Genomic DNA, 21,626 nt, shown 5'->3' with positions numbered 1-21,626 from the left:
TGTCAGCGTTTCATGACCCGGCCCCCATCGGGTCACAGCCAGCGTCGGGCCTTGAGCAGCACGTACAGGACGATGGCGGCGACCACGATGATGCCGCTCGAGACGATGAAGCCGCTGAGCTGACCGAACCCGGGGTAGGGGACGTTCTGTCCGAAGAAGCCGGTGACCAGGGTGGGCGCGGCGATGATGGCCACCCACGCCGAGATCCGGCGCATGTCGTCGTTCTGCCGCACCGAGGTCGCGGCCAGCTCCTCGGTGGCCAGCGCCAGGTGAGTGCTGGTGCGAGCCTGATAGAAGTCGATCACTCCGCGGACGAACTCGCCCTGCCCGTCGGCCATCGTGCGCACCATGTCGAACCGGTCGGCCAGCTCGGCCGCTCGGGCCGCCAGGCCGGCGACCGGCCCGGTCCCGCGTCTCGCCAGCGCGCGACACGTCTCCGCGCTGTGCGTGGCGATGGTGCGTACGGTCAGCAGCGCGTGACCGACCTGGAACAGGTCCTCCAGCAACGTCGCCGGATCGTCGTCGGGGTCGTCATCGGTGACCTGCTGCTCGATCCGCCCGGACTCGCGGGCCAGGTCGGCGACGAGCTGTGTCTCGCGGCGGATCATCGACGAGGCGATGGCGTAGGACAGGTCCCAGGACGTACGCAGGGCGACGTCGCCCTTCAGGATCCGCTGCCGCACGCGGTCGGTGTCGATGTGCGCCACCTCGGGGGCGACGACCGGGTTGACCGGCCCGTGCACGGTGACCAGGTAGTTCGCGCCGATGAACTGGTCGAGCTCGACGTAGTGCACGTGCCCGCCGGTCCCGAGCTTCGGGGCGTGCAGCACCGTGAAGACGTGGTCCTCGTAGAAGTGGAACTTCGAGATGTGGTTGCGGGCCATGCAGTCGCCCAGCGCGAGCGTGTGGAAGGGAAACCACTCTCCGAGCTGCTCGGACGCCTCCTCGTCGCACTGCGGTACGTCGATCCACACCACGGTGTCCGGCTCGTCGAGCAGATCGGGGACCTCCTTCGGGACGTGCTCGGTGAGCCCGGTCGGGCGTAGTGCGTAGACGATCATGTGTGGGGGGCCTCTTCTCAGATCCAGTTGCGGCGGCGGAAGAGGATATAGAGGACGACGTTGACAGTCAGCATCAGCCCGAGCGCCATGAAGTATCCGTAGCGCCATTGCAGCTCGGGCATGAAGTCGAAGTTCATCCCGTAGACCGTGCCGACCAGCGTCGGAGCGAACAGGATCGCCGCCCAGCCGGAGATCTTCTTGACCTCGTCGTTCTGCTGCACGCTGAGCTCGCTGAGCGCCTTCATCTCCTCGTTCTGCTGCTGGGCGACGAGGGTGGCGTTGACGGTCAGGATGTCGCGCAGCAGGTTGCGGAACTCGTCGATCTGCTCGACGGTCCCGATCACGTGGTCCTCGACGTCGCGCAGGTAGCGCTGGAGCTCCTCGTCGGTGCGGTACTTGGAGAACCCGGCGGCCAGGGAGCGTACGACGCCCAGCAGGGGCCGGGTCGCCCGCTGGAACTCGACCACCTCGCGGGAGAGCTCGTAGATGCGGCGGGAGACCTGGGTGTCGCCGCGGAACATCTCGGTCTCGATCTCGTCGATGTCGTTGGCGAGTCCGGCCACGACCGGCGCGTAGCCGTCGACGACGCGGTCGAGGATGGCGTACAGCACCGCCTCCGGGCCGAGCCGGAGCAGATCGGGGTTGCTCTCCATCCGGCGCCGGACCGGCGAGAGGTCGGGCTGGGTGCCGTGGCGGACGGTGAGCACGAAGTCGGGGCCGACGAAGAGGTGCAGCTCACCGAAGTCGATGTCCTCCGTCTCGTCGACGTACCAGGCTGCCCGCAGCACCACGAACAGCGTCTCGTCGTAGCGCTCGATCTTCGGTCGCTGGTGAGCCAGGATCGCGTCCTCCACGGCGAGCTCGTGCAGGCCGAACTCCTCGGCCAGCGAGGCCAGCTCGTGCTGGTTGGGCTGGTAGAGACCGATCCAGGCCATCGCGTCGTCGTGGTCGTGGAGCGAGCGGTACGTCTCGGCCAGGGTCGAGGGCGAGTCGACCCGGTCGCCGCCGACGTAGACGGCGCTGTCGATCATGCTGCCGCGAGTCGCAGGCTCAGGCTTCGAGGACCGGCCGCCTCCGCCATGCAGCGGCGGAATCGTCGGCGGGTCGGAACGGCGCTGCTTGGTGAAGGGGCGCAGGAACGGGTGCTCGGACATGATGGCCTCCGGTGATGATGCGAGCGGGATCGCGACGCGGGAACGCGACGCACCAGCCCGGCACGCTCTCCAGGTGGGCCGGACCGGTCAGGGCGAGGTGGTACTCGGAGGTTGGCCGTCCATCTCAGCCACCTCCTCTTCCCTCGCTCGCGATAGCAACCGAATGCCTGTATGTCCGCGCGGAGCCACGTCCGCACCCGGACATGGTAGTGACACCCGGTCAAGGATGCGTCAATCGCGAGGCGTACGCCGTCAGGGAACCGTCAAGGCCGGCCCTCACCGGCCTCGGGCGGGGCTGCAATGGAGTCGTGCTAGATCTCGTCTACATCCTCATCACGCTGGTGTCCTTCGCAGGGCTCGCCGCGCTGGTCGGAGTCATCGACCGACGGTTGGGCCAGCCCTCCGACATCGACACCGGCGCCGCCCCCACCGAGACCGAGCCGCGGGCGGTGAGCCGATGAGCTCCGTCACCGCCGCCGTCCTGCAGATCGTCGTCCTGATCGCAGTGCTGGCCCTCGCGGTCCCTCTCTTCGGCCGCTATCTCGCCCACATCTACACCAGCCCGAAGCACCTGCGGGCCGAGGCCGTGGCGTACCGGGCGCTCAAGGTCGACGCCGAGGCCGACCAGCACTGGCGCTCCTACGCGATGTCGGCGCTGGGCTTCTCGCTGGCCGGGATCCTGTTCCTGTTCGCCTTCGGCCGCCTACAGAACCTGCTGCCGCTCGATGGCGGCTTCGACCCGCTGCCCAGCGACGGGGCCTGGAACACCGCAGTCTCGTTCGTGACCAACACCAACTGGCAGTGGTACTCCGGCGAGGCGGCCACCGGCCACCTGATCCAGATGGCCGGGCTCGCGGTGCAGAACTTCGTCTCCGCCGCGGTCGGCCTCTCCGTCGCTGCGGCCTTCGCGCGCGGGCTCGCCCGCACCCGCAACCAGGGACGGATCGGCAACTTCTGGGTCGACCTGGTGCGTACGACGGTCCGGGTCCTGCTGCCGGCGGCGTTCGTGGTCGCGATCGTCCTGGTCGCGGCCGGGGCGGTGCAGAACCTGCACTCCGTGCACGAGATGACCACGCTGACCGGCGGCACCCAGCCGCTCACCGGTGGCCCGGTCGCCAGCCAGGAGGCGATCAAGGAGCTCGGCACCAACGGCGGTGGCTTCTACAACGTCAACTCCGCCCACCCCTTCGAGAACCCCAACCCGTTCACCAACCTGCTCGAGATCTGGGCGATCCTCGTGCTGCCGTTCTCGATGGCCTGGGCCTTCGGCCTGATCGTCAAGGACAAGCGCCAAGGAGGCGCGGTGGTGGCCACGATGGGCACTCTCCTCACCGTCGGCATCACCCTGCTGACCTGGGCGGAGATGGCCGGTCCCGGCACCGCCCCGCAGCTCGCCGGAGCCGCGATGGAGGGCAAGGAGACCCGCTTCGGCGAGGCCGCCACGGCGCTCTTCGCCGCCGCCACCACCGGCACCTCGACCGGTGCCGTCAACGGCATGCACGAGAGCCTGACCGCTCCCGGTGGCGGCGTCGCGATGTTCGGGATGATGCTCGGCGAGATCGCACCCGGCGGTGTCGGCTCCGGTCTCTACGGCGTGCTCATGCTCGCCGTGGTCACGGTCTTCCTGTGCGGCCTGATGGTGGGACGTACGCCTGAATACCTCGGCAAGAAGATCAGCCGTGACGAGATGGTGCTGGTCGCGGTCTACATCCTGACCACGCCGATCCTGGTGCTGGTCGGCGCGGCGATCGCGCTGACCGCTCCGGCAGGGTTGGCCGGCCTCTCGACCGACGGCCCGCACGGCCTCTCCGAGGCGCTGTACGCCGTCACCAGCGCCGCCAACAACAACGGCTCCGCCTTCGCCGGCATCACCTCGGGCACCCCGTTCTGGAACACGCTGCTCGGGATGCTGATGCTGCTCGGCCGGTTCGTCCCGATGGTCTTCGTGCTCGCCCTCGCGGGCCGGTTCGCGACCGCCAACCGGCTGCCGGACAACGCCGGCACCCTGCCCACCCACCGCCCGCTCTTCGTAGGCCTGCTGACCGGCGTCGCGCTGGTCGTCGTCGGCCTGACCTTCGTCCCGGCTCTCATGCTGGGCCCGATCGTGGAGTCCCTGTCATGACCCAGACCCCCGTACGTACCCCTGAAGAACACACCGAGCACACCAGCCACGTCGAGGCGGCACCGTCGGTGCTCACGGCCAAGCAGATCGCCGAGGCGGTGCCTGGTGCGCTGCGCAAGCTCGATCCCCGCAAGCTGGTGGCGACGCCGGTCATGCTTGTGGTCGAGATCGGTGCGGCCGCCACGACCGTCATGTCGGTCCTCGACCCGTCGGTGATGGGCTGGCTGGTCACCGCCTGGCTGTGGCTCACCGTCGTCTCCGGTTCCCTCGCCGAGTCGGTCGCCGAGGGCCGTGGCAAGGCCCAGGCGGCCAGCCTGCGTTCCCTGCAGACCGAGACCACCGCCCGTCGTCTGCGTGGGGGTGCCGGTGGCGCCGAGGAGCTCGTCGCCTCCACCGACCTGCGCGCCGGCGACGTCGTCGTGATCGAGGCCGGCGAGCGGATCCCCGGTGACGGCGACGTCATCGAGGGAGTCGCGAGCGTCGATGAGAGCGCGGTGACCGGCGAGTCCGCTCCGGTGATCCGCGAGTCCGGCGGCGATCGGTCAGCGGTCACGGGCGGCACGCTGGTCCTCTCGGACCGGATCGTCGTCCGGATCACCTCCGACCCGGGCCACTCCTTCGTGGACCGGATGATCGCGCTGGTCGAGGGCTCGGAGCGGCAGCGTACGCCGAACGAGATCGCGCTCAACGTGCTCCTGACCAGCCTGACCGCCATCTTCGTGGTCGTCTGCTGGAGCCTCTACTACCTGGCGGACTACTCCGGCGCGCACCAGTCCTGGCTGGTCCTGACCGCGCTGCTGGTCTGCCTGATCCGACCACCATCGGCGCGCTGCTGAGCGCCATCGGCATCGCCGGCATGGACCGCCTCGTACGCCGCAACGTCCTGGCGATGTCGGGAAGGGCCGTCGAGGCGGCCGGTGACGTCGACGTGCTCCTGCTCGACAAGACCGGCACGATCACGTACGGCAACCGGCAGGCGTACGAGATCATCCCGGTCACCGGGGTCACCCTGACCGGTGCCGAGAACGCCGCGGTCCTGGCCAGCCTCTCCGACCAGACGCCGGAGGGCCGCAGCATCCTCACGCTCGTCGGCCGTTCCATGGGTGGGCCGGCGGAGGCCACGATGGTGGAGTTCTCCGCCACCACCCGGATGTCCGGCCTGGACAGCCCCGGCCTGAGCGTACGCAAGGGCGCCGCCTCCGCGGTGACGGCCTGGGTCAAGGAGAACGGCGGGCAGGTTCCCCCGGAGACCGGGGTGATCGTCTCCGAGATCGCCGAGACCGGTGGCACCCCGCTCGTCGTCGCCGAGCACCGCAACAGCGACCCGGCGCGGGTCCTGGGCGTCGTACATCTCAAGGACGTCGTCAAGGACGGCATCCGCGAGCGGTTCGAGGAGCTGCGCGCGATGGGCATCAAGACGGTGATGATCACCGGCGACAACGCGGCCACCGCAGCGGCGATCGCCAAGGAGGCGGGCGTCGACGACTTCCTCGCCGAGGCGACCCCGGAGGACAAGCTGGCGCTGATCCGCAAGGAGCAGCGCGGGGGTCGGATGGTCGCGATGTGCGGCGACGGCACCAACGACGCGCCCGCGCTCGCGCAGGCCGACGTCGGTGTCGCGATGAACACCGGGACGACTGCGGCCAAGGAGGCCGGCAACATGGTCGACCTCGACTCCGACCCGACCAAGCTGATCGACGTGGTCGAGATCGGCAAGCAGCTGCTGATCACCCGGGGCGCGCTGACCACCTTCTCGGTGGCCAACGACGTCGCGAAGTACTTCGCGATCCTGCCGGCGATGTTCGTCGGCGCCTTCCCCGCGCTGGACGTCCTCAATGTCATGCGGCTCTCCTCACCGGAGTCGGCCATCGTCTCCGCGGTGGTCTTCAACGCGCTGATCATCGTCGCGCTGATCCCGCTGGCGCTGCGTGGCGTCCGCTATCGGCCGTCCTCGGCCTCGGCCCTGCTGCGCCGCAACCTGCTGGTCTACGGGGTCGGCGGCCTGATCGTGCCGTTCGTCGGGATCAAGCTGCTCGACCTCGTCATCTCCCTCATCCCAGGACTGTGAACATGTCAGATCTCTATGCGCTTCTTCGCCACTCCCTCGCCGGGCTCCGTGTGCTCGTCGCCGCGACCCTGCTGTGCGGGATCGTCTACCCGCTCGTCGTCACAGGTGTCGCCCAGGCCGCCTTCGGGTGGCGTGCCGACGGCTCCCTGGTCACCGAGTCCGGTGCGCACACCAACGACCCCGCCGAGGCGGTCGGCTCGGCCCTGATCGGGCAGGGCAACGACGACGAGGGCCTCTTCTACCCGCGTCCCAGCGCGGCCGGCGACGGCTGGGACACGCTGTCCACCTACGGCTCCAACCTCGGCCCGGAGGACCCGGACCTGGTCAAGGCGATCACGGAGCGCCAGCGCGAGATCGCCGCGCGCGAAGGCGTCTCGGTCGACCAGGTTCCCGCCGACGCCGTCACCACCTCCGCATCCGGCATCGACCCGGACATCTCACCGGCTTACGCAGCCCTCCAGGTGTCCCGGGTGGCCCGCGCCAACGGGCTCTCCGAGGAGGAGGTGACGGCGCTGGTGGCCGAGCACACCGACGGCCGGACCTTCGGGATCCTCGGTGAGCCGCGGGTCAATGTGCTCGAGCTCAACATCGCGGTGCGCGCGCAGAGGGTTGAATAGGGACGTGCAGACCACGTCAACGGACGGACGGTCCCCGCGGAAGCGGGGTCGTCTGACCGTCTATCTCGGAGCCGCGCCAGGCGTCGGCAAGACGTACGCCATGCTCGGCGAGGCGCAGCGGCGCCAGGCGCGGGGGACCGATGTGGTGGTCGGGTTCGTCGAGACCCACGACCGCAGCAACACCGCGCGCCAGATCGAGGGGCTCGAGGTGATCCCACGCCGGGAGATCGACTATCGCGGGACGACCTTCACCGAGCTCGACGTGGAGGCGGTGATCGCCCGCGACCCTAAGGTGGTCTGCGTCGACGAGCTCGCGCACACCAACGTCCCCGGCAGCCGGCACACCAAACGGGCCCAGGACGTCGAGCAGATCCGCGCGGCCGGGATCGACGTGATCACCACCGTCAACATCCAGCACCTGGAGTCGCTCAACGACGAGGTCGAGCGGATCACCGGCGTACGCCAGCGGGAGACCGTGCCCGACGATCTGGTGCGGACCGCCGACATGATCCATCTGGTCGACATGGCGCCGGAGGCGCTGCGGCGACGGATGGCTCATGGCAACGTCTACAAGCCCGAGACCATCGATGCTTCACTGACCTCCTACTTCCGGGTCGGCAACCTCACCGCGCTGCGCGAGCTGGCCCTGCTGTGGTTGGCCGACCGGGTCGACGACGCTCTGGGCGACTACAGGCGCGAGCACCAGATCGCGCACCCGTGGCCCACCAAGGAGCGCATCGTGGTCGCGGTGACGGGTGGGCCGGAGACGGAGACCCTGCTGAGGCGCGGGGCGCGGCTGTGCCAGCGCGCCAAGGGATCAGAGCTCCTGGCCGTGCACGTGATCTCTGCCGACGGGCTGGCCCGGCCCGCGGGCAGCGACGTACCCCGGAGCCAGGAGCTCACCCGGTCGCTGGGAGGGACGTTCCACACGGTCATCGGCGACGACGCGGCCGCGGCGATCGTGGACTTCGCCGTCGGCGCCAACGCCACGATGATCATCGTCGGTGTCTCCCGGCACGGCCGGGTTCGGCGGCTGTTCACCGGCAGCACGGGCGATCGGATCGCCATCGCCGCGGGCAGCATCGACGTACACCTGGTGACGCACGAGCATGCCGGAGCAGGCGTACGTCTGCGGCGGCCGCGCTCCGCGCTGGGCCGCTCCCGACGCGTGGCGGGCTGGTTGGCCGCGGTGGTGCTGCCGTTCGCCGTCCTCGGCGGTCTCTTTCTGGTGCCCTCCGACGAACGCAACGCCCAGCTGCCCGTGGCGAGCCTGCTGATGACCGGGGCGATCGTCGCGGCGGCCCTCATCGGTGGCCGCTGGGCGTCGGCGGTAGGCGCCCTGATCGGCGCCGGCCTGCTGAACTTCTTCTTCACCCAGCCGTACTTCGAGCTGCGTGTGCAGAGCCTGCACAACATCCTGGCCCTGGCGGTCTTCCTGGCCATGGCGCTGGCGGTCGCCGGGGTCGTCGACCAAGTGGCACGGCGCTCGGAGGAGGCGGCCCGGGCGCGGGCCGAGGCGGCGACGGTGAGCGCTTTGTCGAGGTCGGTCCTCACCGGTCAGGACACGGCGGAGGCGATCGTTCATCGCGTACGTGAGAGCTTCGGGCAGCGGTCGGTCGCGCTGCTGAGCTCGAGCGCCACCGGGTGGCACGCGCTGGCCGCGGTCGGCGAGGACCCGGCGCGAGAGCCCGGGGCGGGCGACACGGTGGTGAGGGTCGACGACGACCATGTGATCGTCCTCCGCGGCGAGCCGCTCCGGGCGGCCGACCAGCGGGTCCTGGATGCGTTCGCGGTCCAGACCTCGTTGGTGCTCGAGTATCGCCGGCTGCGCGACCAGGCCGACCGCGCCCTCGTGCTGGAGAAGGCGGAGCAGACCTCGACCTCGCTGCTCCGCGCCGTCTCCCACGACCTGCGTACGCCGCTGGCCACCATGCGGGCATCCCTCGACGGCCTGCTCGGTGGGCGGGTCCCGGAGTCCGACCGGATGGAGCTGGTCGAGTCCGCGGCCGGGTCCGCCGAGCAGCTCGAGTCCCTCATCGACGACCTGCTCGATCTGTCCCGGGTGGACGCCGATCTGGTCCATCCGGTCATCCGCACCGTGAGCCTGGACGAGTCGTTGCCGCTGGCTATCGCCGGGCTGCCGCCCGGGTCGGTCGCCCTGGAGGTGGGTGAGGACGCGCCCCTCGTACGCACCGACTCTGCCCTGCTGGAGCGGGTGGTCGCCAACGTGGTCGGCAACGCCGTCCGCGCCAGCAGTCAGGGGCACGGCAAGGGCGAGCCGGTGCGGGTCCTCGCCCATGTGACCCCGGAGACTGTGGAGGTGATGATCGTGGATCGTGGCCCCGGTGTGCCCGCGGCGCAGCGGGAGCGGATGTTCGAGCCGTTCCAGCGTCTCGACGACACCTCCCCGGGCGGGTTGGGCCTCGGCCTGGCCGTGGCGCGCGGGCTCAGCGAGACGCTCGGTGTCAGGATCACCGCCGAGGACACGCCCGGCGGCGGGCTGACGATGGTCCTGGCCGTGCCCCGCGCCGTTCCCGGTCAGGAGTGACGGCGAGATGAGCCGGGTGCTGGTGATCGACGACGAGCCCGCCCTCCTGCGTGCGCTCGCCATCAACCTTCGTGCGGCCGGCTGGGAGGTCGAGACCGCCGCCGACGGCCGATCAGGTCTCGCGGCGGCCGCCGCGACCCACCCCGACGTGGTCCTCCTCGACCTCGGTCTGCCGGATCTGGACGGGACTGAGGTCATCGAGGGGCTGCGCGGCTGGACCCAGGTGCCGGTGGTCGTGCTCTCCGCCCGGCAGCACGGCGACGACAAGGTCGAGGCGCTCGACCTCGGCGCCGACGACTACGTGACCAAGCCGTTCGCCATGAACGAGCTGATGGCCCGTCTGCGAGCGGCCGTCCGGCGCTCGCAGGACTCCGCACCCCCTGCCGCCGCCGTCGTCACGGTCGGAGACCTGGAGATCGACTTCGCGCGCAAGCGGGTCCACAGGTCGGGGGAGGACGTACGTCTCACCCCGACCGAGTGGTCGTTCCTGGAGCTCCTGGCCCGCAACCTCGGCAGGCTGGTGACACGTGAGCAGATCCTCAACGAGGTGTGGGGGCCGGCGTACGCCAAGGAGACCCACTACCTGCGCGTCTATGCCGCGCAGCTGCGGCGCAAGCTCGAGGACGACCCGGCTCACCCGCGCCTCCTGGTCACCACGCCCGGCGTCGGCTACACCCTCGAGCCGGGCGCGTGAGCCGTCAGAGCCGTGCGAAGGCCTCGACCTTGTACTGGGGCCCGGAGACGACGATCTCGTCGTCGGCGCGGATGACGGTCTCGGGTGTCGTGTAGGTGAACTTGCCTCCGGCGGGTTTGACCCCGACGACGGTGACGCCGTAGTTCTGGCGGACGCCGACGCCGGTGAGGCTGCGGTTGTGCAGCGCGGCCGGCGGCCGGGTCTTGACGAAGACGTACCCGTCGTCGAACTCGATGTAGTCCAGCATCCGTCCTCGGACCAGATGGGCGACGCGCTGCCCCATGTCGTGCTCGGGACGTACGACGCGGTGGACCCCGATCTGGGTGAGGATCCGGGCGTGCGGTGCGCTGATCGCCTTCGCCCAGACGTTGCGTACGCCGAGGTGGACGGCGACGGAGGCGGTGAGGATGCTCGCCTCGATGTCGGTGCCGATGCTGACGACGACGGTGCCGAACTCGTTCAGGCCGAGCTCCCGCATCGCGTCCTCGCTCGTGGTGTCGGCCTCGACCACATGGGTGAGCAGGCCGGCGTGCTCCTGCACCGTCCGAGCGTTCATGTCGGCGGCGAGCACCTCCTCGCCCTCCTCGACCAGCTCCAGGGCGAGTGCGCTGCCGAACCGGCCGAGGCCGAGCACAGCGACGCCGCCGTGGGTGGTGCTGTCTTTCCTAGCCAATGAGAGGCCGTCCTTCCGGGAAGCGGTGGAGGCGCTCGCGGTCGCGGAGCGCCAGTGCGGAGACGAGGGTGATCGGGCCGATCCTGCCGACGAACATCATCGCGATAAGGACGAGCTGACCGCCCGAGGGAACGTCGTAGGTGAGGTTGGCCGACAGGCCCACCGTGGCGAAGGCCGAGACCGCCTCGAAGAGCACCTGATGGGTGGGTGCCTCGACCAGATGGAGCAGGGCGATGGTGCCAGTGACCACGAAACCGACCGAGAGCAGCGCGACCGTGAGCGCCTGACGGATGGCGCGCGGGTCGATGCGCCGGTCGAACGCCTCCACCTCGGCCTGGCCACGCACCTCGGCGAGGATGACGAAGAAGAGCAGCATGAACGTGGTGATCTTCAGGCCGCCCGCGGTGCCCGCCGACCCGCCGCCGATGAGCATCAGCACGTCCACGCCGAGCAGGGTGCCTTCGTGCATCTGCTCGTAGTCGAGGCTGTTGAACCCGGCCGTACGCGTCATGGTGCTCTGGAAGAAGCCGGCCAGCACCTTCCCGGGAGCGCTCAGCGCCCCGAGGGTGTCGGGGTTGCGCCACTCCGTGGCGATGAAGAACACGGTGCCGATGAGCAGCAGGCCGATGGTGCCGGAGACGGTCATCTTCGTGTGGAGGCTCCACATCCGTACCTTCGTACGCTGCAGCAGCTCCAGCCACACCGGGAACCCGAGACCGCCGGCGATCACGGCGACGACGATGGGCAGACAGATCCAGGGGTCGTCGACGTAGCCCATCAGGTTGTCGGACCTCAGCGCGAAGCCGGCGTTGTTGAAGGCGGAGATCGAGTGGAAGACGCCGTCGTAGGCGGCCCGCGCGAGGGAGGAGTCGTAGCCGAGCCAGAACCGCAGCGTCAGCGGTATCGCGATGATCAGCTCGATGACCAGGCTGATCCCGACCACGCCTTTGACCACGCTGCGTACGTCGCCGAGTCCCGAGCTGGTGTGCTCCACGGCGGCGGTGAGCCGGAAGCGCAGCCCGAGGCGGCGGAAGACGATCAGCGCCAGCAACGAGGCGAGAGTCATGATCCCGATCCCGCCGACCTGGATCAGCCCGAGGATGGTGACCTCGCCGAACGTCGACCAGTAGGTCGGGGTGTCGACCACGACCAGACCGGTGACGCAGACCGCGCTGGTCGAGGTGAACAACGCGGTCAGGAACGGCGCGTGGCCGGGTTCGGTGCGCGCCACCGGAAGCATCAGGAGCAGCGTGCCGATCAGGATCGCGACCGCGAACCCGACGACGACCACCTGGCCCGGATGGCGCAACAGCGGTCGCGGACGGCGCGCCCGGCGGGTAGGGGAGCTCATCGACACGGGCGCCACTCTAGAGGCACGGCGCGCGCGGTCGTGGCGAGCGGGCCCGCCGGAGGGTCAGCTGGGAGTGTTGATCATGAAATTGGCCGCATGCTCGGCGTACGCCCAGAACTGCGCGTCCTGCTCGGGGGTGAGCCCGGCGGCGTCGAGGCCCTCGCGGAAGTGCTGGAGCCAACGATCACGAGCCTCCGAGGTGACCTCGAACGGGGCGTGACGCATCCGCAGCCGCGGGTGGCCGCGCTGCTCGGAGTAGGTCGTCGGGCCGCCCCAGTACTGAGCCAGGAAGAGCGTCAGCCGCTCCTGCGCCGGACCGAGATCCTCCTCGGGATACATCGGCCGCATCAGCTCGTCGGTCGCCACGCCCTCGTAGAACTTGGCCACGATCGTGCGGATGGTGTCCATCCCGCCGATCTCCTCATAAAACGTCACTGAGCCATTCTTCCACGCGGGTCCGCGCTCGCCTGCCGTGGCAGGATCGGGGGCGTACGCACTCACACGAACTTTGGGAGATAACGATGGCCACCACCCGCACCGCCACCACCGTCTGGGAGGGCTCGCTCTTCGAGGGCGCCGGCAAGGTGACGCTCGACTCCTCGGGCCTGGGGACCTACGACGTCTCGTGGCCGGCCCGCACGGAGGGGCCGGGAGGCAAGACCAGCCCCGAGGAGCTCATCGCCGCCGCCCACTCCTCCTGCTTCTCGATGGCCTTCTCCAACGGCCTGGCCGAGAACGGCACCCCGCCGACCAGCCTGCAGACCAGCGCCGAGGTCGAGTTCACCCCCGGCAAGGGCATCACCGGCATCAAGCTGACCACCCGCGGTGTGGTCGACGGCCTCGACAACGAGGCCTTCGTCCGTCTCGCCGAGGCCGCCAAGGCCGGCTGCCCGGTCAGCCAGGCTCTCACCGGCACCACGATCACCCTCGACGCCGCCCTCGCCTGAAATGTGGTGATGCCCCGGCTTCAGCCGGGGCATCACTGGCGGCGTTACGTCAGGCGTACTTCAGGCCTTGGCCGTCTCTTCCTCGGCGGCCTTCTCCTCGCGGTGCCAGATGACCCGCTGCGGGAAGGGCATCTCGATGCCCTCGTAGTCGAGACGGGCCTTGATCCGCTGGCGCATCTCGCGTGCGATCGCCCACTGCTTGAGCGGTAGCGTCTTGATCAGCACCCGCACGGTGATGGCGTCGGCGGCCAGCGCCTCGACGCCGGTGACCTCGGGCTCCTCGATGATCTGGCCCTTGAAGTCCTCGTCGACCCACAGGTCGTGGGAGACCTCGCGCAGCACGCGCTGCACCTTGTTGAGGTCCTCGTTGTAGCCGACGCCGACGTCGATGACGGCGCGGGCCCAGTTCTGGCTGTGGTTGCCGACGGTGAGGATCTCGCCGTTGGGGATGTACCAGACCGTGCCGTCGAGCGAGCGCAGCCGGGTGATCCGCAGCGTCACGGCCTCGACGGTGCCGCTGATGTTGTTGACCTCGATGCTGTCACCGACGCCGTACTGGTCCTCGATGATCATGAAGATGCCGGACAGGTAGTCCCGCACCAGCGACTGGGCGCCGAAACCGAGCGCCAGACCGACGATTCCGGCCGAGGCGATGATCGGGGCGATGTTGATGCCGAGCTGGTCCAGGATCATGGTGGCGAAGATCGCGACCATGACGCCGGTGACGACGCTCTTGAACAGTGAGCCGATCGCCTGGGCGCGCTGACTACGGCGCGATGACGCGACGCTGGTATCGCCTCCCTCGGCCATCTTGGTGATCTTGCCGCTCAGCCCGGGGGCCTCCACGGCGCGGACGACGACCTTGTCGATCACCCGGTGCAGTATCCAGCGGAGCACGATCGCCAGCAGGATCAGGCCGGCGATACGCAAGGGGATGCCGATCACCCATTCGCCGAGCGTCGACCAGGAGACCGAGATCAGTGGGGGGTTCGGGGGGATGGACATGGGTTCCAGTATCCAAGCCGTTCAAGGTCGACGGCCAATCCCCGGCAGGGCATCGACTCCCGCCGCGGCGACGAGGGGCAGAGATGAGAACCAGGACGTACGCCGGTTAGTATCTGCCCCGTGAGCAACCAGATCCTGCGCCGCGCCGGCCTCCTCGGCGCCTCCGCCTCCGCCGCCGTCGTCGCCTCTGTTGCTACCGCCGGCCCCGCCAGCGCCGAGGTCCCCAACGGCTGGCCGGTCGCCGAGGACATGACCGCCTCCGGTCTGCTCCTGCTCATCCTGCTCATCCCGGTGATCCTGATGGTGATCATCTCCCTTCTGGTGCTCCTGCCCGGCGTCTTCCGCGGCGAGGGGCTGCTGCCCAAGGCCCACAAGGACGAGGACGACAACCTCCCCGCCGCGACGCACTGACCTTCCGGTCGGTCGAGGCCGTCTCAGGTGAGAATGGCCAGCTGCTGGGTCGCCCGCGTCATCGCGACGTAGCGGTCCACGGCACCCTCGATCCCGGTCCCGTACGTCTCGGGGTCGATGAGGATGACCAGGTCGAACTCGAGCCCCTTGGCGTGCACGGGGCTCAGCCGGCGTACGCGGCCTTCGTTGATGTCCGGTGAGCCGGCGGCGATGACACAGGCGACACCCTCCTCGTTCTCGGCGAGCCAGGTGTCCAGGATCACGTCGAGATCTGCGACGGCGCCGTGGACCACCGGGAGGCCGGAGGCACGGATCGACGTGGGCACGTTGGCGTCAGGAAGCGCCGCCCGGATGACCGGCTCGGCCTCGGTCATCACCTCCTCGGGCGTGCGGTAGTTGATGCTCAGGCCGGCCATCTCGATCCGGTCCAGGCCGACGCGCTCGAGTCGCTCCTGCCACGACTCGGTGAACCCGTGCCGCGCCTGGGCGCGGTCGCCGACGATCGTGAAGCTGCGCGAGGGACAGCGGCTGATCAGCATCTGCCACTCGGCATCGGTCAGCTCCTGCGCCTCGTCGACGACGATGTGCGCGAACGGGCCGGCGTACGGGTCGAGCTCCTCCGGTTCCCGCACCGAGTCGTCGAGGAGCGCGGTGCGCAGGTCCTGGCCGCGCAGCATCGACATCACCTTCATGTCGGAGTCGTCGTGACTGATCAGGTCCGAGACGACCGCCGCCTTCGCCTTCCGGTCGGCGGCCGCGGCTGCCTTCTGGGCGCTCCGGCGCCGCGAGGCGTCAGGGTCGCCGAGCCGGCGATGGGCGGCATCGAGCAGCGGCAGGTCCGCCTCGGTCCAGGCTTGGGGGTCCTCGCGCTGCAGCGTCTTCACCTCCTCGGGAGTCAGCCATGGCGCGCACATCCGCAGGAACGCCGGCACCTCCCACAGGTCCCCGACGATGTCGGCCGTCCGCAGCCGCGGCCAGACCTCGCCGAAGGCGTCGAGCAGCCCGGCGTTGGTCTCCAGCGAGGCACGCAGGGCGTCGGTCGAATCCTCATCGACGAGGCCGTACGCGTCGAACTCGTCCTCCTCCTGGTCCGAGTCGCCCCAGTCGTCGAGGTCGGCCTCGGCGTCATAGTCGCGGTCGGGGTCGGCGCCGGTGTTCGCCTGGATCCTCTCGGTCACGATCCTCAGCAGCGCCTCCCAGACCTGGTCGCGGGCGTCGTTGTGCGGCGTACCCTGCTCGGCCGCGGCGATCGCCTCGGCCCAGTCGCCGGTGCTGATCACCGCGTCGCCGTAGGGCGTCTCAACCAGGGTCGGCTTCGACGGAGGCTTCTCGTAGAGCGCCACCGCCGGCTCGATCGCCGCGACCATCCGGGCGTCGGCCTTGAGCCGGGCGACCTCCGCGTCCATCTCCGGCGCCAGCGAGGCACCCTCGGGCACCATCCGGCGCAGCGTGGTGGTGCGTACGCCCTCCTCGCCCAGGCTCGGCAGCACGTCCGCGACATAGGAGAGATACGGCTCGTGCGGCCCCACGAACAACACCCCGCCCTTGCCCTCGCCCAGGCGCGGGTCGGAGTAGAGGAGGTACGCCGTGCGGTGCAGGGCCACCACGGTCTTGCCCGTCCCCGGTCCGCCGTCGACGACCAGGGCGCCCCGCGAGGACGCTCGGACGATGGCGTCCTGGTCGGCCTGGATGGTGCCGAGCACGTCGCGCATCCGCGGCGAGCGGCTGCTGCCGAGCGTGGCGATGAAGGCCGACTGGTCATCGAGCGCGGCATGCCCCTCGAGCCCCTCGGCGGTGAAGACCTCGTCCCAGTAGTCGGTGATCCGCCCGTTGGTCCAGCGGTAGCGGCGCCGGCTCAGCAGCCCGTGCGGGTCGCCATGCGTGGCCGCGAAGAACGGCTCCGCGGCCGGCGAGCGCCAGTCGACCAGCAGCCGCTGCCCGTCGCTGGCGGTCAGTCCGAGCCGCCCGATGTAGATGGCCCGGCTCTGACCATCGAGCCCCGACTCCGTGACGATCCGCCCCAGGCACAGATCCAGACTGAACCTGCGCAGCATCCGCAGCTGCCCACCGATCCGGTGCACCTCCAGATCGCGGTCCATCGCCTCCTGCCCATGCCCACCCGGTCGGCGGCGTACGTCGTCCAGCCGTTCGTTCAGCTCGGAGATCTGCTCCTCGAGGCTCTTCGCGATGGCAGTGAAGTGCTGCTCGTCCTCAGCGATCAATGCCGGGTCCGCCTTGGCGTCGTGACGGCCCGCGAGATCGAATGCTTGCAACGTTGAATCCCCTGTCTGATCAGGCCTTTTACCTGTTCGAGGAGGAGATTCTGCCCCAAGCCGGGGGCCTTGCGGCAAGCCCCTATATGCGCTATAAAGTTGTTAGTGGAAGGGGAGATCTCCCCTTCTTTCTTGGTTTTCGAGCAGATACGAAGGACCCCGGAAGCACGTGCTCCCGGGGTCCTTCGTGTGTGGTGCTACTGCGCGTCGCGCTCCTGGGCGGCGAGGGCGCGAGCGACCTCGTCACGTCCCTCGCGGACGTACCGCTTGGCGGCGGGCTCGGCGGGGGAGGTCTCGAGCCACTTGTCGGCCTTCTCGAGGAGCTCGGGGGAGGCGGCCGGCTTGGGGAAGATGAACTCCAGCACCGTCGAGGCGCGGTGGGTGCCGAGGTGGTCCCAGAGGGTGTCGGCGGCTTCGAAGTAGCGGTCGACGAAAGGCGCGAGCACCTCGTCCTGCCCGCCACGCTGGAACGAGAGCACGATCGAGCGGGCGGTCTCGTTGGCCACGTCGGTGCGGACGACGACCGACTCCCAGGCGGCCTCCTTGGCCTCGGCGGTCGGCTGCGCGGCGCGGGCGGCGGCTGCCTTCTCCTGGCCGGAGATGGTGTTGTCGCGCTCGAGCTCGGCGGCGATCTCGGTCTCACCGAAGGTGCCCGAGGCGGCCAGGCCGGTGACGAGCGCCCAGCGCAGGTCCTGGTCGATGTCGAGACCGTCGAAGGCCAGGTCGCCGGAGAGCAGACCCTGAAGGTCGGCGATGGCGGCCTCGGAGCGGGCTGCCGCGGCGTACGTCCGGGCGAAGGTCAGCTGGTGGTCGCTGCTCGGAGCGGCTGCCGCCAGCAGGTCCCTGAGGCCGCTCTCCCAGCGGGCCTTGAGGGCGTCGCGGTTGGCCGGAGCCGAGAACGAGCCCACCGCCTGGGCGGCGAAGACCGGGATCCGGGTGACGCCCCAGGCGTCGGTCTCCTGGCCGATGTTGGCGAGCACGAGCTCGACGAAGTCGCTCGCCCGCATCTCCGCGTCGCGGGTCATGTCCCAGGCCGCACCCCAGATCAGCGCGCGCGAGAGCGAGTCGCCCAGCACGGACAGCGACGACAGCGCGGTGGACAGCGAGCGCTCGTCGAGCCGGATCTTGGCGTACGTCAGGTCGCCCTCGTTCAGGAGGAGCAGGTCGGGCTGCTTGACGCCTTCGAGCTGGGGAACCGAGGTCAGCTCACCGGTGACGTCGATCTCGAACGCGTCGCGGCGCACCAGCGAGCCGTCGACCAGGTCGTAGAGGCCGAGGCCGATGCGGTGGCGGCGGAGCGTCGGGTAGTCGGCAGCCGCCGACTGACGGACGGAGAAGGAGGCGTAGGAACCGTCCTCGGCCAGCGTGAACTCGGGAGCGAGGGTGTTGACGCCGGCGGTCTGCAGCCACTCCTGGGCCCAGCCCTGGAGCTCACGCCCGGAGGCGGCCTCGAGGTGGCGCAGCAGGTCCTTGAACTCGGAGTTCCCGTAGGCGAACTCCTTGAAGTAGGCCTTCAGCCCCTCCAGGAACGGCTCGAGCCCGACCCACGCCACGAGCTGCTTCAGGACGGAGGCGCCCTTGGCGTAGGTGATCATGTCGAAGTTGACCTCGACGGCCTGCAGGTCGTAGTTGTCCGCGGCGATCGGGTGGGTCGTGGGCAGCTGGTCCTGGCGGTAGCCGGTCTGCTTGCGCGCGTTGGTGAAGCCGGTCCAGGCGTCGGTGAACTCGGTCGCGTTGGCCTGGGCGTGGTAGCAGGCCCACTCGGCGAACGACTCGTTGAGCCACAAGTCGTCCCACCACTTCATGGTGACCAGGTCGCCGAACCACATGTGCGCCATCTCGTGCAGGATCACCGAGGCGCGGAAGTCGTAGAAGGAGCGCGGCTGCTTGGAGCGCGGCAGGTACTCGTCGCGCAGCGTCACGGCGCCGGCGTTCTCCATCGCACCCATGTTGTATTCGGGCACGTAGAGCTGGTCGTACTTCCCGAAGGGGTAGGGGAAGTCGAACGCGTCCTCGAAGAACTCGAAGCCCTGCTTGGTGATCTTCACGAGCTCGTCGCGGTCGAGGTGGGGGACCAGCGACTGGCGGCAGTAGTGACCCAGCGGGATGGTGCCGAACTTGCCCTCGTAGACGTCCTGGACCTCGTGGTACTCACCGGCGATCAGCGCGGTGATGTAGGTCGACATCTTCTTGGTGGGCTCGAAGTCCCAGGTCGCGCGGCCGTCGCCCAGCGGCTTCGGCTCGGGCGTGACCGCGTTGGAGACGACCTTCCAGCCCTGGGGAGCGGTCACGTGGAAGGTGAAGACGGACTTGAGGTCGGGCTGCTCGAAGGTGGTGTAGACGCGGCGCGCGTCGGGGACCTCGAACTGGGAGTAGAGGTAGACGCGGTCGTCGGCGGGGTCGACGAAGCGGTGCAGCCCCTCACCGGTGTGGGAGTAGGCGCAGTCGGCCTTGACGACGAGCACGTTCTCGGCCGCGAGGCCGTCGAGGAGAATCCGGGAGTCCTGGTACGCCACCGCGGGGTCGAGCGCCACGCCGTTGAGCGTGATCTCGTGGACCGTCGCGCCGACCAGATCGGCGAAGGTCGAGGCTCCGGCCTCGGTGGAGGTGAAGGTGATCGTCGTCGTCGAACCGAAGGTCTCAGCACCCGTGGTGAGGTCGAGATCGATGTCGTACGAGAGGACGTCGAGTAGTGCGGCCCTAGCGGTGGCTTCGGCGCGCGTCAGATTGGTTCCAGGCATGGCTGGATCCTCTCACTGCGCCCGGATTTCGAGACATTTATATCGCCGTTGTTGCCCGTTCTTGGGAGTCGCTGAGCGTGAAAAGTAAAAATACAGTGTTGTAATTCCGACACACCGGTATCAATGGTTGACAACTTTCCCTAGGGTACTCATGTGCCCCTCAAGTCACAGAAACACCAGTATTCACAGGAGTCGCGCCGGGTGGGGAAGCCTGGCGGGGCGCTGCGCCGGACCTTGGTCACCGGCGCGGTTCTGCTGCTCGTTGGCCTCGGTGTGCAAGTCATCCCCAAGTTGGCATCACCGGCGCACGCGGGCTCGATCACGCTCTGCTCCGGCTTCTCGGACTGCCGCAGCAAGGGCTACTCCACCGGCGGCTACGAGAGTGCGTGGGGAAGCATGTACTGGCGGATGTACGCCGGTCGCAACTGCACCAACTACGTCGCGTACAAGCTGATCCAGACCGGCCTGCCGAACGCTCGCCCCTGGTCGGGTGAGGGCAACGCCACCAACTGGGGCGTCGCGCTGAGCCGGATGACGAACCGGACGCCGACCGTCGGCTCCGTCGCCTGGTGGCACTCCTCGCACCCGAGCGCGAGCCGCTTCGGGCACGTCGCGATGGTCGAGAAGGTCGGCGCGGACACGATCACGATCTCGGAGTCGAACTACGGCAGCGACATCAGCTGGCGCCGGATCGGCAAGGACTCGGTGAACTACCCGAGCGGTTTCATCCACTTCAACGACCAGCGCCTCTCGGTCACCAAGCGGCCCACGGTCGAGGGCACCGCACAGGTCGGCAAGGCGGTCACGGTCAACACCGGCTCGTGGAGCCCGAACCCGAACAAGATCCGCTACCAGTGGATCGTCGACAAGAAGCCGATCCCGGGCGCGACCAACAAGACCTTCCGCATCCCCGGCCACCTCGCCGGCAAGCAGATCGCGGCGGTGCTCACCGGCACCCGCCGGGACTACAGCGAGGCCAGGACGATGAGCGAGATCCTGCCGCCGATCAAGCAGGGCACGTTCAAGGTCCTGGCGCAGCCGAAGATCAGCGGCACCCAGAAGGTCGGCTCGACGATCTCCGTCGGCGGCGCCGACTACGAGCCGTCGGCCAAGATCGGCGAGGTCAGGTGGTACGCCGACAAGCAGCTGATCACGCGCACCAAGTCCCGCTTCCTGAAAGTGCCCGCAACGGCCTCCGGGAAGAGGATCGGCGCGGTCGTCGTCGGTGTCCAGGAGGGCTACCGACCGAAGAACTCGTACGCCTTCGCAGGCACGCTCGTCGGCGGTGGCAAGGCTCCGCAGCAGCCGGCGGAGCCGCCGAGCGGTGGCGAGCTGTCGCAGACCGAGGCCGGCTTCGTGAAGGGCGGGACTCGTCTCGGCGGCCTGATGCAGGTCGACCCGGGCGGCTTCAGCGAGGCGGTCGACCTCTCCTACCAGTGGACGCGCGAAGGCACGCCGATCTCCGGAGCGACGACCGAGAAGTACCGTCCGACCGAGGCCGACGTCGGTCGCCGCCTCAGCGTCACCGTGGTCGCCCGGTCCAGCAGCGGGACGCTGACCAAGACGTACGGCCCCAGCGGCCGGGTCCGCGTCAAGCCGAGCGTCAAGGTCACTGCGACCGGCGGCTCACGGGAGGCGAAGGTGGCCGTCGAGGTCATCGCGCCGGGCTACCAGCCGACTGGGACGGTCAAGATCACGACCAACGGCGGACGTACGGTCACCAAGACGCTCAGCGGTGGGAAGGCCGGCGTCACCTTCGTCAAGCTCCCCGCGGGCGAGTACGCCGTCACCGCCGCCTACAGCGGCGACGAGGTCGCCTACTGGGCCAGCGGGGGTGACTTCACCACGGTCAACTGACCGGGCGGGCCGCAAGCGTCACCGTCACATGGCCGTGGGCCGGAGCGATCTGCGTACCTGGAACGGGCGCGGGAGATCCTCGGTGCCGTGGACGCCGCCGCCCA

Annotated in this window: 16 protein-coding genes and 1 pseudogene; 9 read left to right on the top strand and 8 right to left on the bottom strand. The window is 69.2% G+C overall.

The genetic code is table 11. The features are described from left to right. Positions 1 to 32: 32 nt before the first annotated feature. Positions 33 to 1,061, bottom strand: a complete 1,029-nt coding sequence (locus tag AB0F44_RS25185) for a magnesium transporter CorA family protein (protein WP_357359391.1) — start codon at positions 1,059 to 1,061, stop codon at positions 33 to 35. Positions 1,062 to 1,078: 17 nt separating this feature from the next. After that, positions 1,079 to 2,215 (bottom strand): magnesium/cobalt transporter CorA, encoded by a 1,137-nt coding sequence (corA, locus tag AB0F44_RS25180; RefSeq protein ID WP_357359390.1) that lies wholly within the window; start codon positions 2,213 to 2,215, stop codon positions 1,079 to 1,081. A 308-nt stretch (positions 2,216 to 2,523) separates the two neighbouring features. Here corA and AB0F44_RS25175 point away from each other — a divergent pair, with 308 nt between their 5' ends. The 6 genes and pseudogenes from AB0F44_RS25175 to AB0F44_RS25150 all read left to right on the top strand — a co-directional run bounded on the left by AB0F44_RS25175 (position 2,524) and on the right by AB0F44_RS25150 (position 10,264). Beyond that, on the top strand, positions 2,524 to 2,676 hold the full coding sequence (locus AB0F44_RS25175; RefSeq protein WP_357359389.1) for a hypothetical protein: 153 nt from the start codon (positions 2,524 to 2,526) through the stop codon (positions 2,674 to 2,676). Then, positions 2,673 to 4,337, top strand: coding sequence for a potassium-transporting ATPase subunit KdpA (gene kdpA / locus AB0F44_RS25170; protein ID WP_357359388.1), 1,665 nt, complete (start codon positions 2,673 to 2,675; stop codon positions 4,335 to 4,337). Before AB0F44_RS25175 ends, kdpA begins: the two co-directional genes overlap by 4 nt. Positions 4,338 to 4,489: 152 nt before the next feature. Continuing rightward, positions 4,490 to 6,405, top strand: a pseudogene (kdpB, locus tag AB0F44_RS25165) (potassium-transporting ATPase subunit KdpB). A gap of 2 nt (positions 6,406 to 6,407) precedes the next feature. Next, positions 6,408 to 7,022: a potassium-transporting ATPase subunit KdpC gene (gene kdpC, locus AB0F44_RS25160; protein ID WP_357359387.1), complete on the top strand. Its 615-nt coding sequence runs from the start codon at positions 6,408 to 6,410 to the stop codon at positions 7,020 to 7,022. Between the two features lie 4 nt (positions 7,023 to 7,026). Continuing rightward, a complete protein-coding gene (locus tag AB0F44_RS25155; protein ID WP_357359386.1) occupies positions 7,027 to 9,570 on the top strand; it encodes an ATP-binding protein in 2,544 nt (847 codons plus the stop codon). Positions 9,571 to 9,577: 7 nt separating this feature from the next. Further along, entirely contained in the window at positions 9,578 to 10,264 is a 687-nt protein-coding gene (locus AB0F44_RS25150; RefSeq protein ID WP_355226776.1) for a response regulator transcription factor, read from the top strand. 4 nt (positions 10,265 to 10,268) lie between these two features. On the opposite strand, the gene AB0F44_RS25145 is transcribed toward AB0F44_RS25150, so the two are convergent. From AB0F44_RS25145 to AB0F44_RS25135, 3 genes are all read right to left on the bottom strand, one after another. Continuing rightward, a complete protein-coding gene (locus AB0F44_RS25145) occupies positions 10,269 to 10,937 on the bottom strand; it encodes a TrkA family potassium uptake protein (RefSeq protein WP_357359385.1) in 669 nt (222 codons plus the stop codon). After that, positions 10,930 to 12,288, bottom strand: coding sequence for a potassium transporter TrkG (locus AB0F44_RS25140; protein ID WP_357359384.1), 1,359 nt, complete (start codon positions 12,286 to 12,288; stop codon positions 10,930 to 10,932). The genes AB0F44_RS25145 and AB0F44_RS25140 overlap by 8 nt, the downstream gene beginning before the upstream one ends. Positions 12,289 to 12,351: 63 nt before the next feature. Next, positions 12,352 to 12,723, bottom strand: coding sequence for a globin (locus AB0F44_RS25135; RefSeq protein WP_160025142.1), 372 nt, complete (start codon positions 12,721 to 12,723; stop codon positions 12,352 to 12,354). A gap of 86 nt (positions 12,724 to 12,809) precedes the next feature. On the opposite strand from AB0F44_RS25135, the gene AB0F44_RS25130 reads away from it, so the two are divergent. After that, entirely contained in the window at positions 12,810 to 13,235 is a 426-nt protein-coding gene (locus tag AB0F44_RS25130; protein ID WP_357359383.1) for an OsmC family peroxiredoxin, read from the top strand. 60 nt (positions 13,236 to 13,295) lie between these two features. Here the strand turns inward: AB0F44_RS25130 and AB0F44_RS25125 are convergent, their stop codons facing one another. Beyond that, a complete protein-coding gene (locus AB0F44_RS25125) occupies positions 13,296 to 14,240 on the bottom strand; it encodes a mechanosensitive ion channel family protein (protein WP_357359382.1) in 945 nt (314 codons plus the stop codon). A gap of 120 nt (positions 14,241 to 14,360) precedes the next feature. Between AB0F44_RS25125 and AB0F44_RS25120 the strand changes: the two genes are divergently transcribed. Then, a complete protein-coding gene (locus AB0F44_RS25120) occupies positions 14,361 to 14,651 on the top strand; it encodes a hypothetical protein (protein WP_357359381.1) in 291 nt (96 codons plus the stop codon). Positions 14,652 to 14,674: 23 nt separating this feature from the next. Here the strand turns inward: AB0F44_RS25120 and helR are convergent, their stop codons facing one another. Then, positions 14,675 to 16,924, bottom strand: coding sequence for an RNA polymerase recycling motor ATPase HelR (gene helR / locus AB0F44_RS25115; RefSeq protein ID WP_357359380.1), 2,250 nt, complete (start codon positions 16,922 to 16,924; stop codon positions 14,675 to 14,677). Between the two features lie 197 nt (positions 16,925 to 17,121). Next, the gene (gene pepN, locus AB0F44_RS25110; protein ID WP_357359379.1) at positions 17,122 to 19,665 is read right to left on the bottom strand and encodes an aminopeptidase N; all 2,544 of its coding nucleotides are present in this window, start codon (positions 19,663 to 19,665) and stop codon (positions 17,122 to 17,124) included. 201 nt (positions 19,666 to 19,866) lie between these two features. On the opposite strand from pepN, the gene AB0F44_RS25105 reads away from it, so the two are divergent. Further along, positions 19,867 to 21,522 carry a CHAP domain-containing protein gene (locus AB0F44_RS25105; protein WP_357359378.1) on the top strand — a complete coding sequence of 552 codons (1,656 nt, stop codon included), beginning with the start codon at positions 19,867 to 19,869 and terminating at the stop codon, positions 21,520 to 21,522. Positions 21,523 to 21,626 lie beyond the last annotated feature (104 nt).

The sequence above is a fragment of the Nocardioides sp. NPDC023903 genome (assembly GCF_040639295.1).
Classification (GTDB): Bacteria; Actinomycetota; Actinomycetes; order Propionibacteriales; family Nocardioidaceae; genus Nocardioides.
Note: the sequence above shows the minus strand (reverse complement) of the source record. Positions and strands in the feature narration are given on the sequence as shown.

Excerpts from the sequence above, each read along its gene's own strand:
- AB0F44_RS25185 (WP_357359391.1), bottom strand. The coding sequence starts at position 1,061 with ATGATCGTCTACGCACTACGCCCGACCGGGCTCACCGAGCACGTCCCG.
- corA (WP_357359390.1), bottom strand. The coding sequence starts at position 2,215 with ATGTCCGAGCACCCGTTCCTGCGCCCCTTCACCAAGCAGCGCCGTTCC.
- kdpA (WP_357359388.1), top strand. The coding sequence starts at position 2,673 with ATGAGCTCCGTCACCGCCGCCGTCCTGCAGATCGTCGTCCTGATCGCA.
- kdpC (WP_357359387.1), top strand. The coding sequence starts at position 6,408 with ATGTCAGATCTCTATGCGCTTCTTCGCCACTCCCTCGCCGGGCTCCGT.
- AB0F44_RS25150 (WP_355226776.1), top strand. The coding sequence starts at position 9,578 with ATGAGCCGGGTGCTGGTGATCGACGACGAGCCCGCCCTCCTGCGTGCG.
- AB0F44_RS25140 (WP_357359384.1), bottom strand. The coding sequence starts at position 12,288 with ATGAGCTCCCCTACCCGCCGGGCGCGCCGTCCGCGACCGCTGTTGCGC.
- AB0F44_RS25130 (WP_357359383.1), top strand. The coding sequence starts at position 12,810 with ATGGCCACCACCCGCACCGCCACCACCGTCTGGGAGGGCTCGCTCTTC.
- AB0F44_RS25125 (WP_357359382.1), bottom strand. The coding sequence starts at position 14,240 with ATGTCCATCCCCCCGAACCCCCCACTGATCTCGGTCTCCTGGTCGACG.
- pepN (WP_357359379.1), bottom strand. The coding sequence starts at position 19,665 with ATGCCTGGAACCAATCTGACGCGCGCCGAAGCCACCGCTAGGGCCGCA.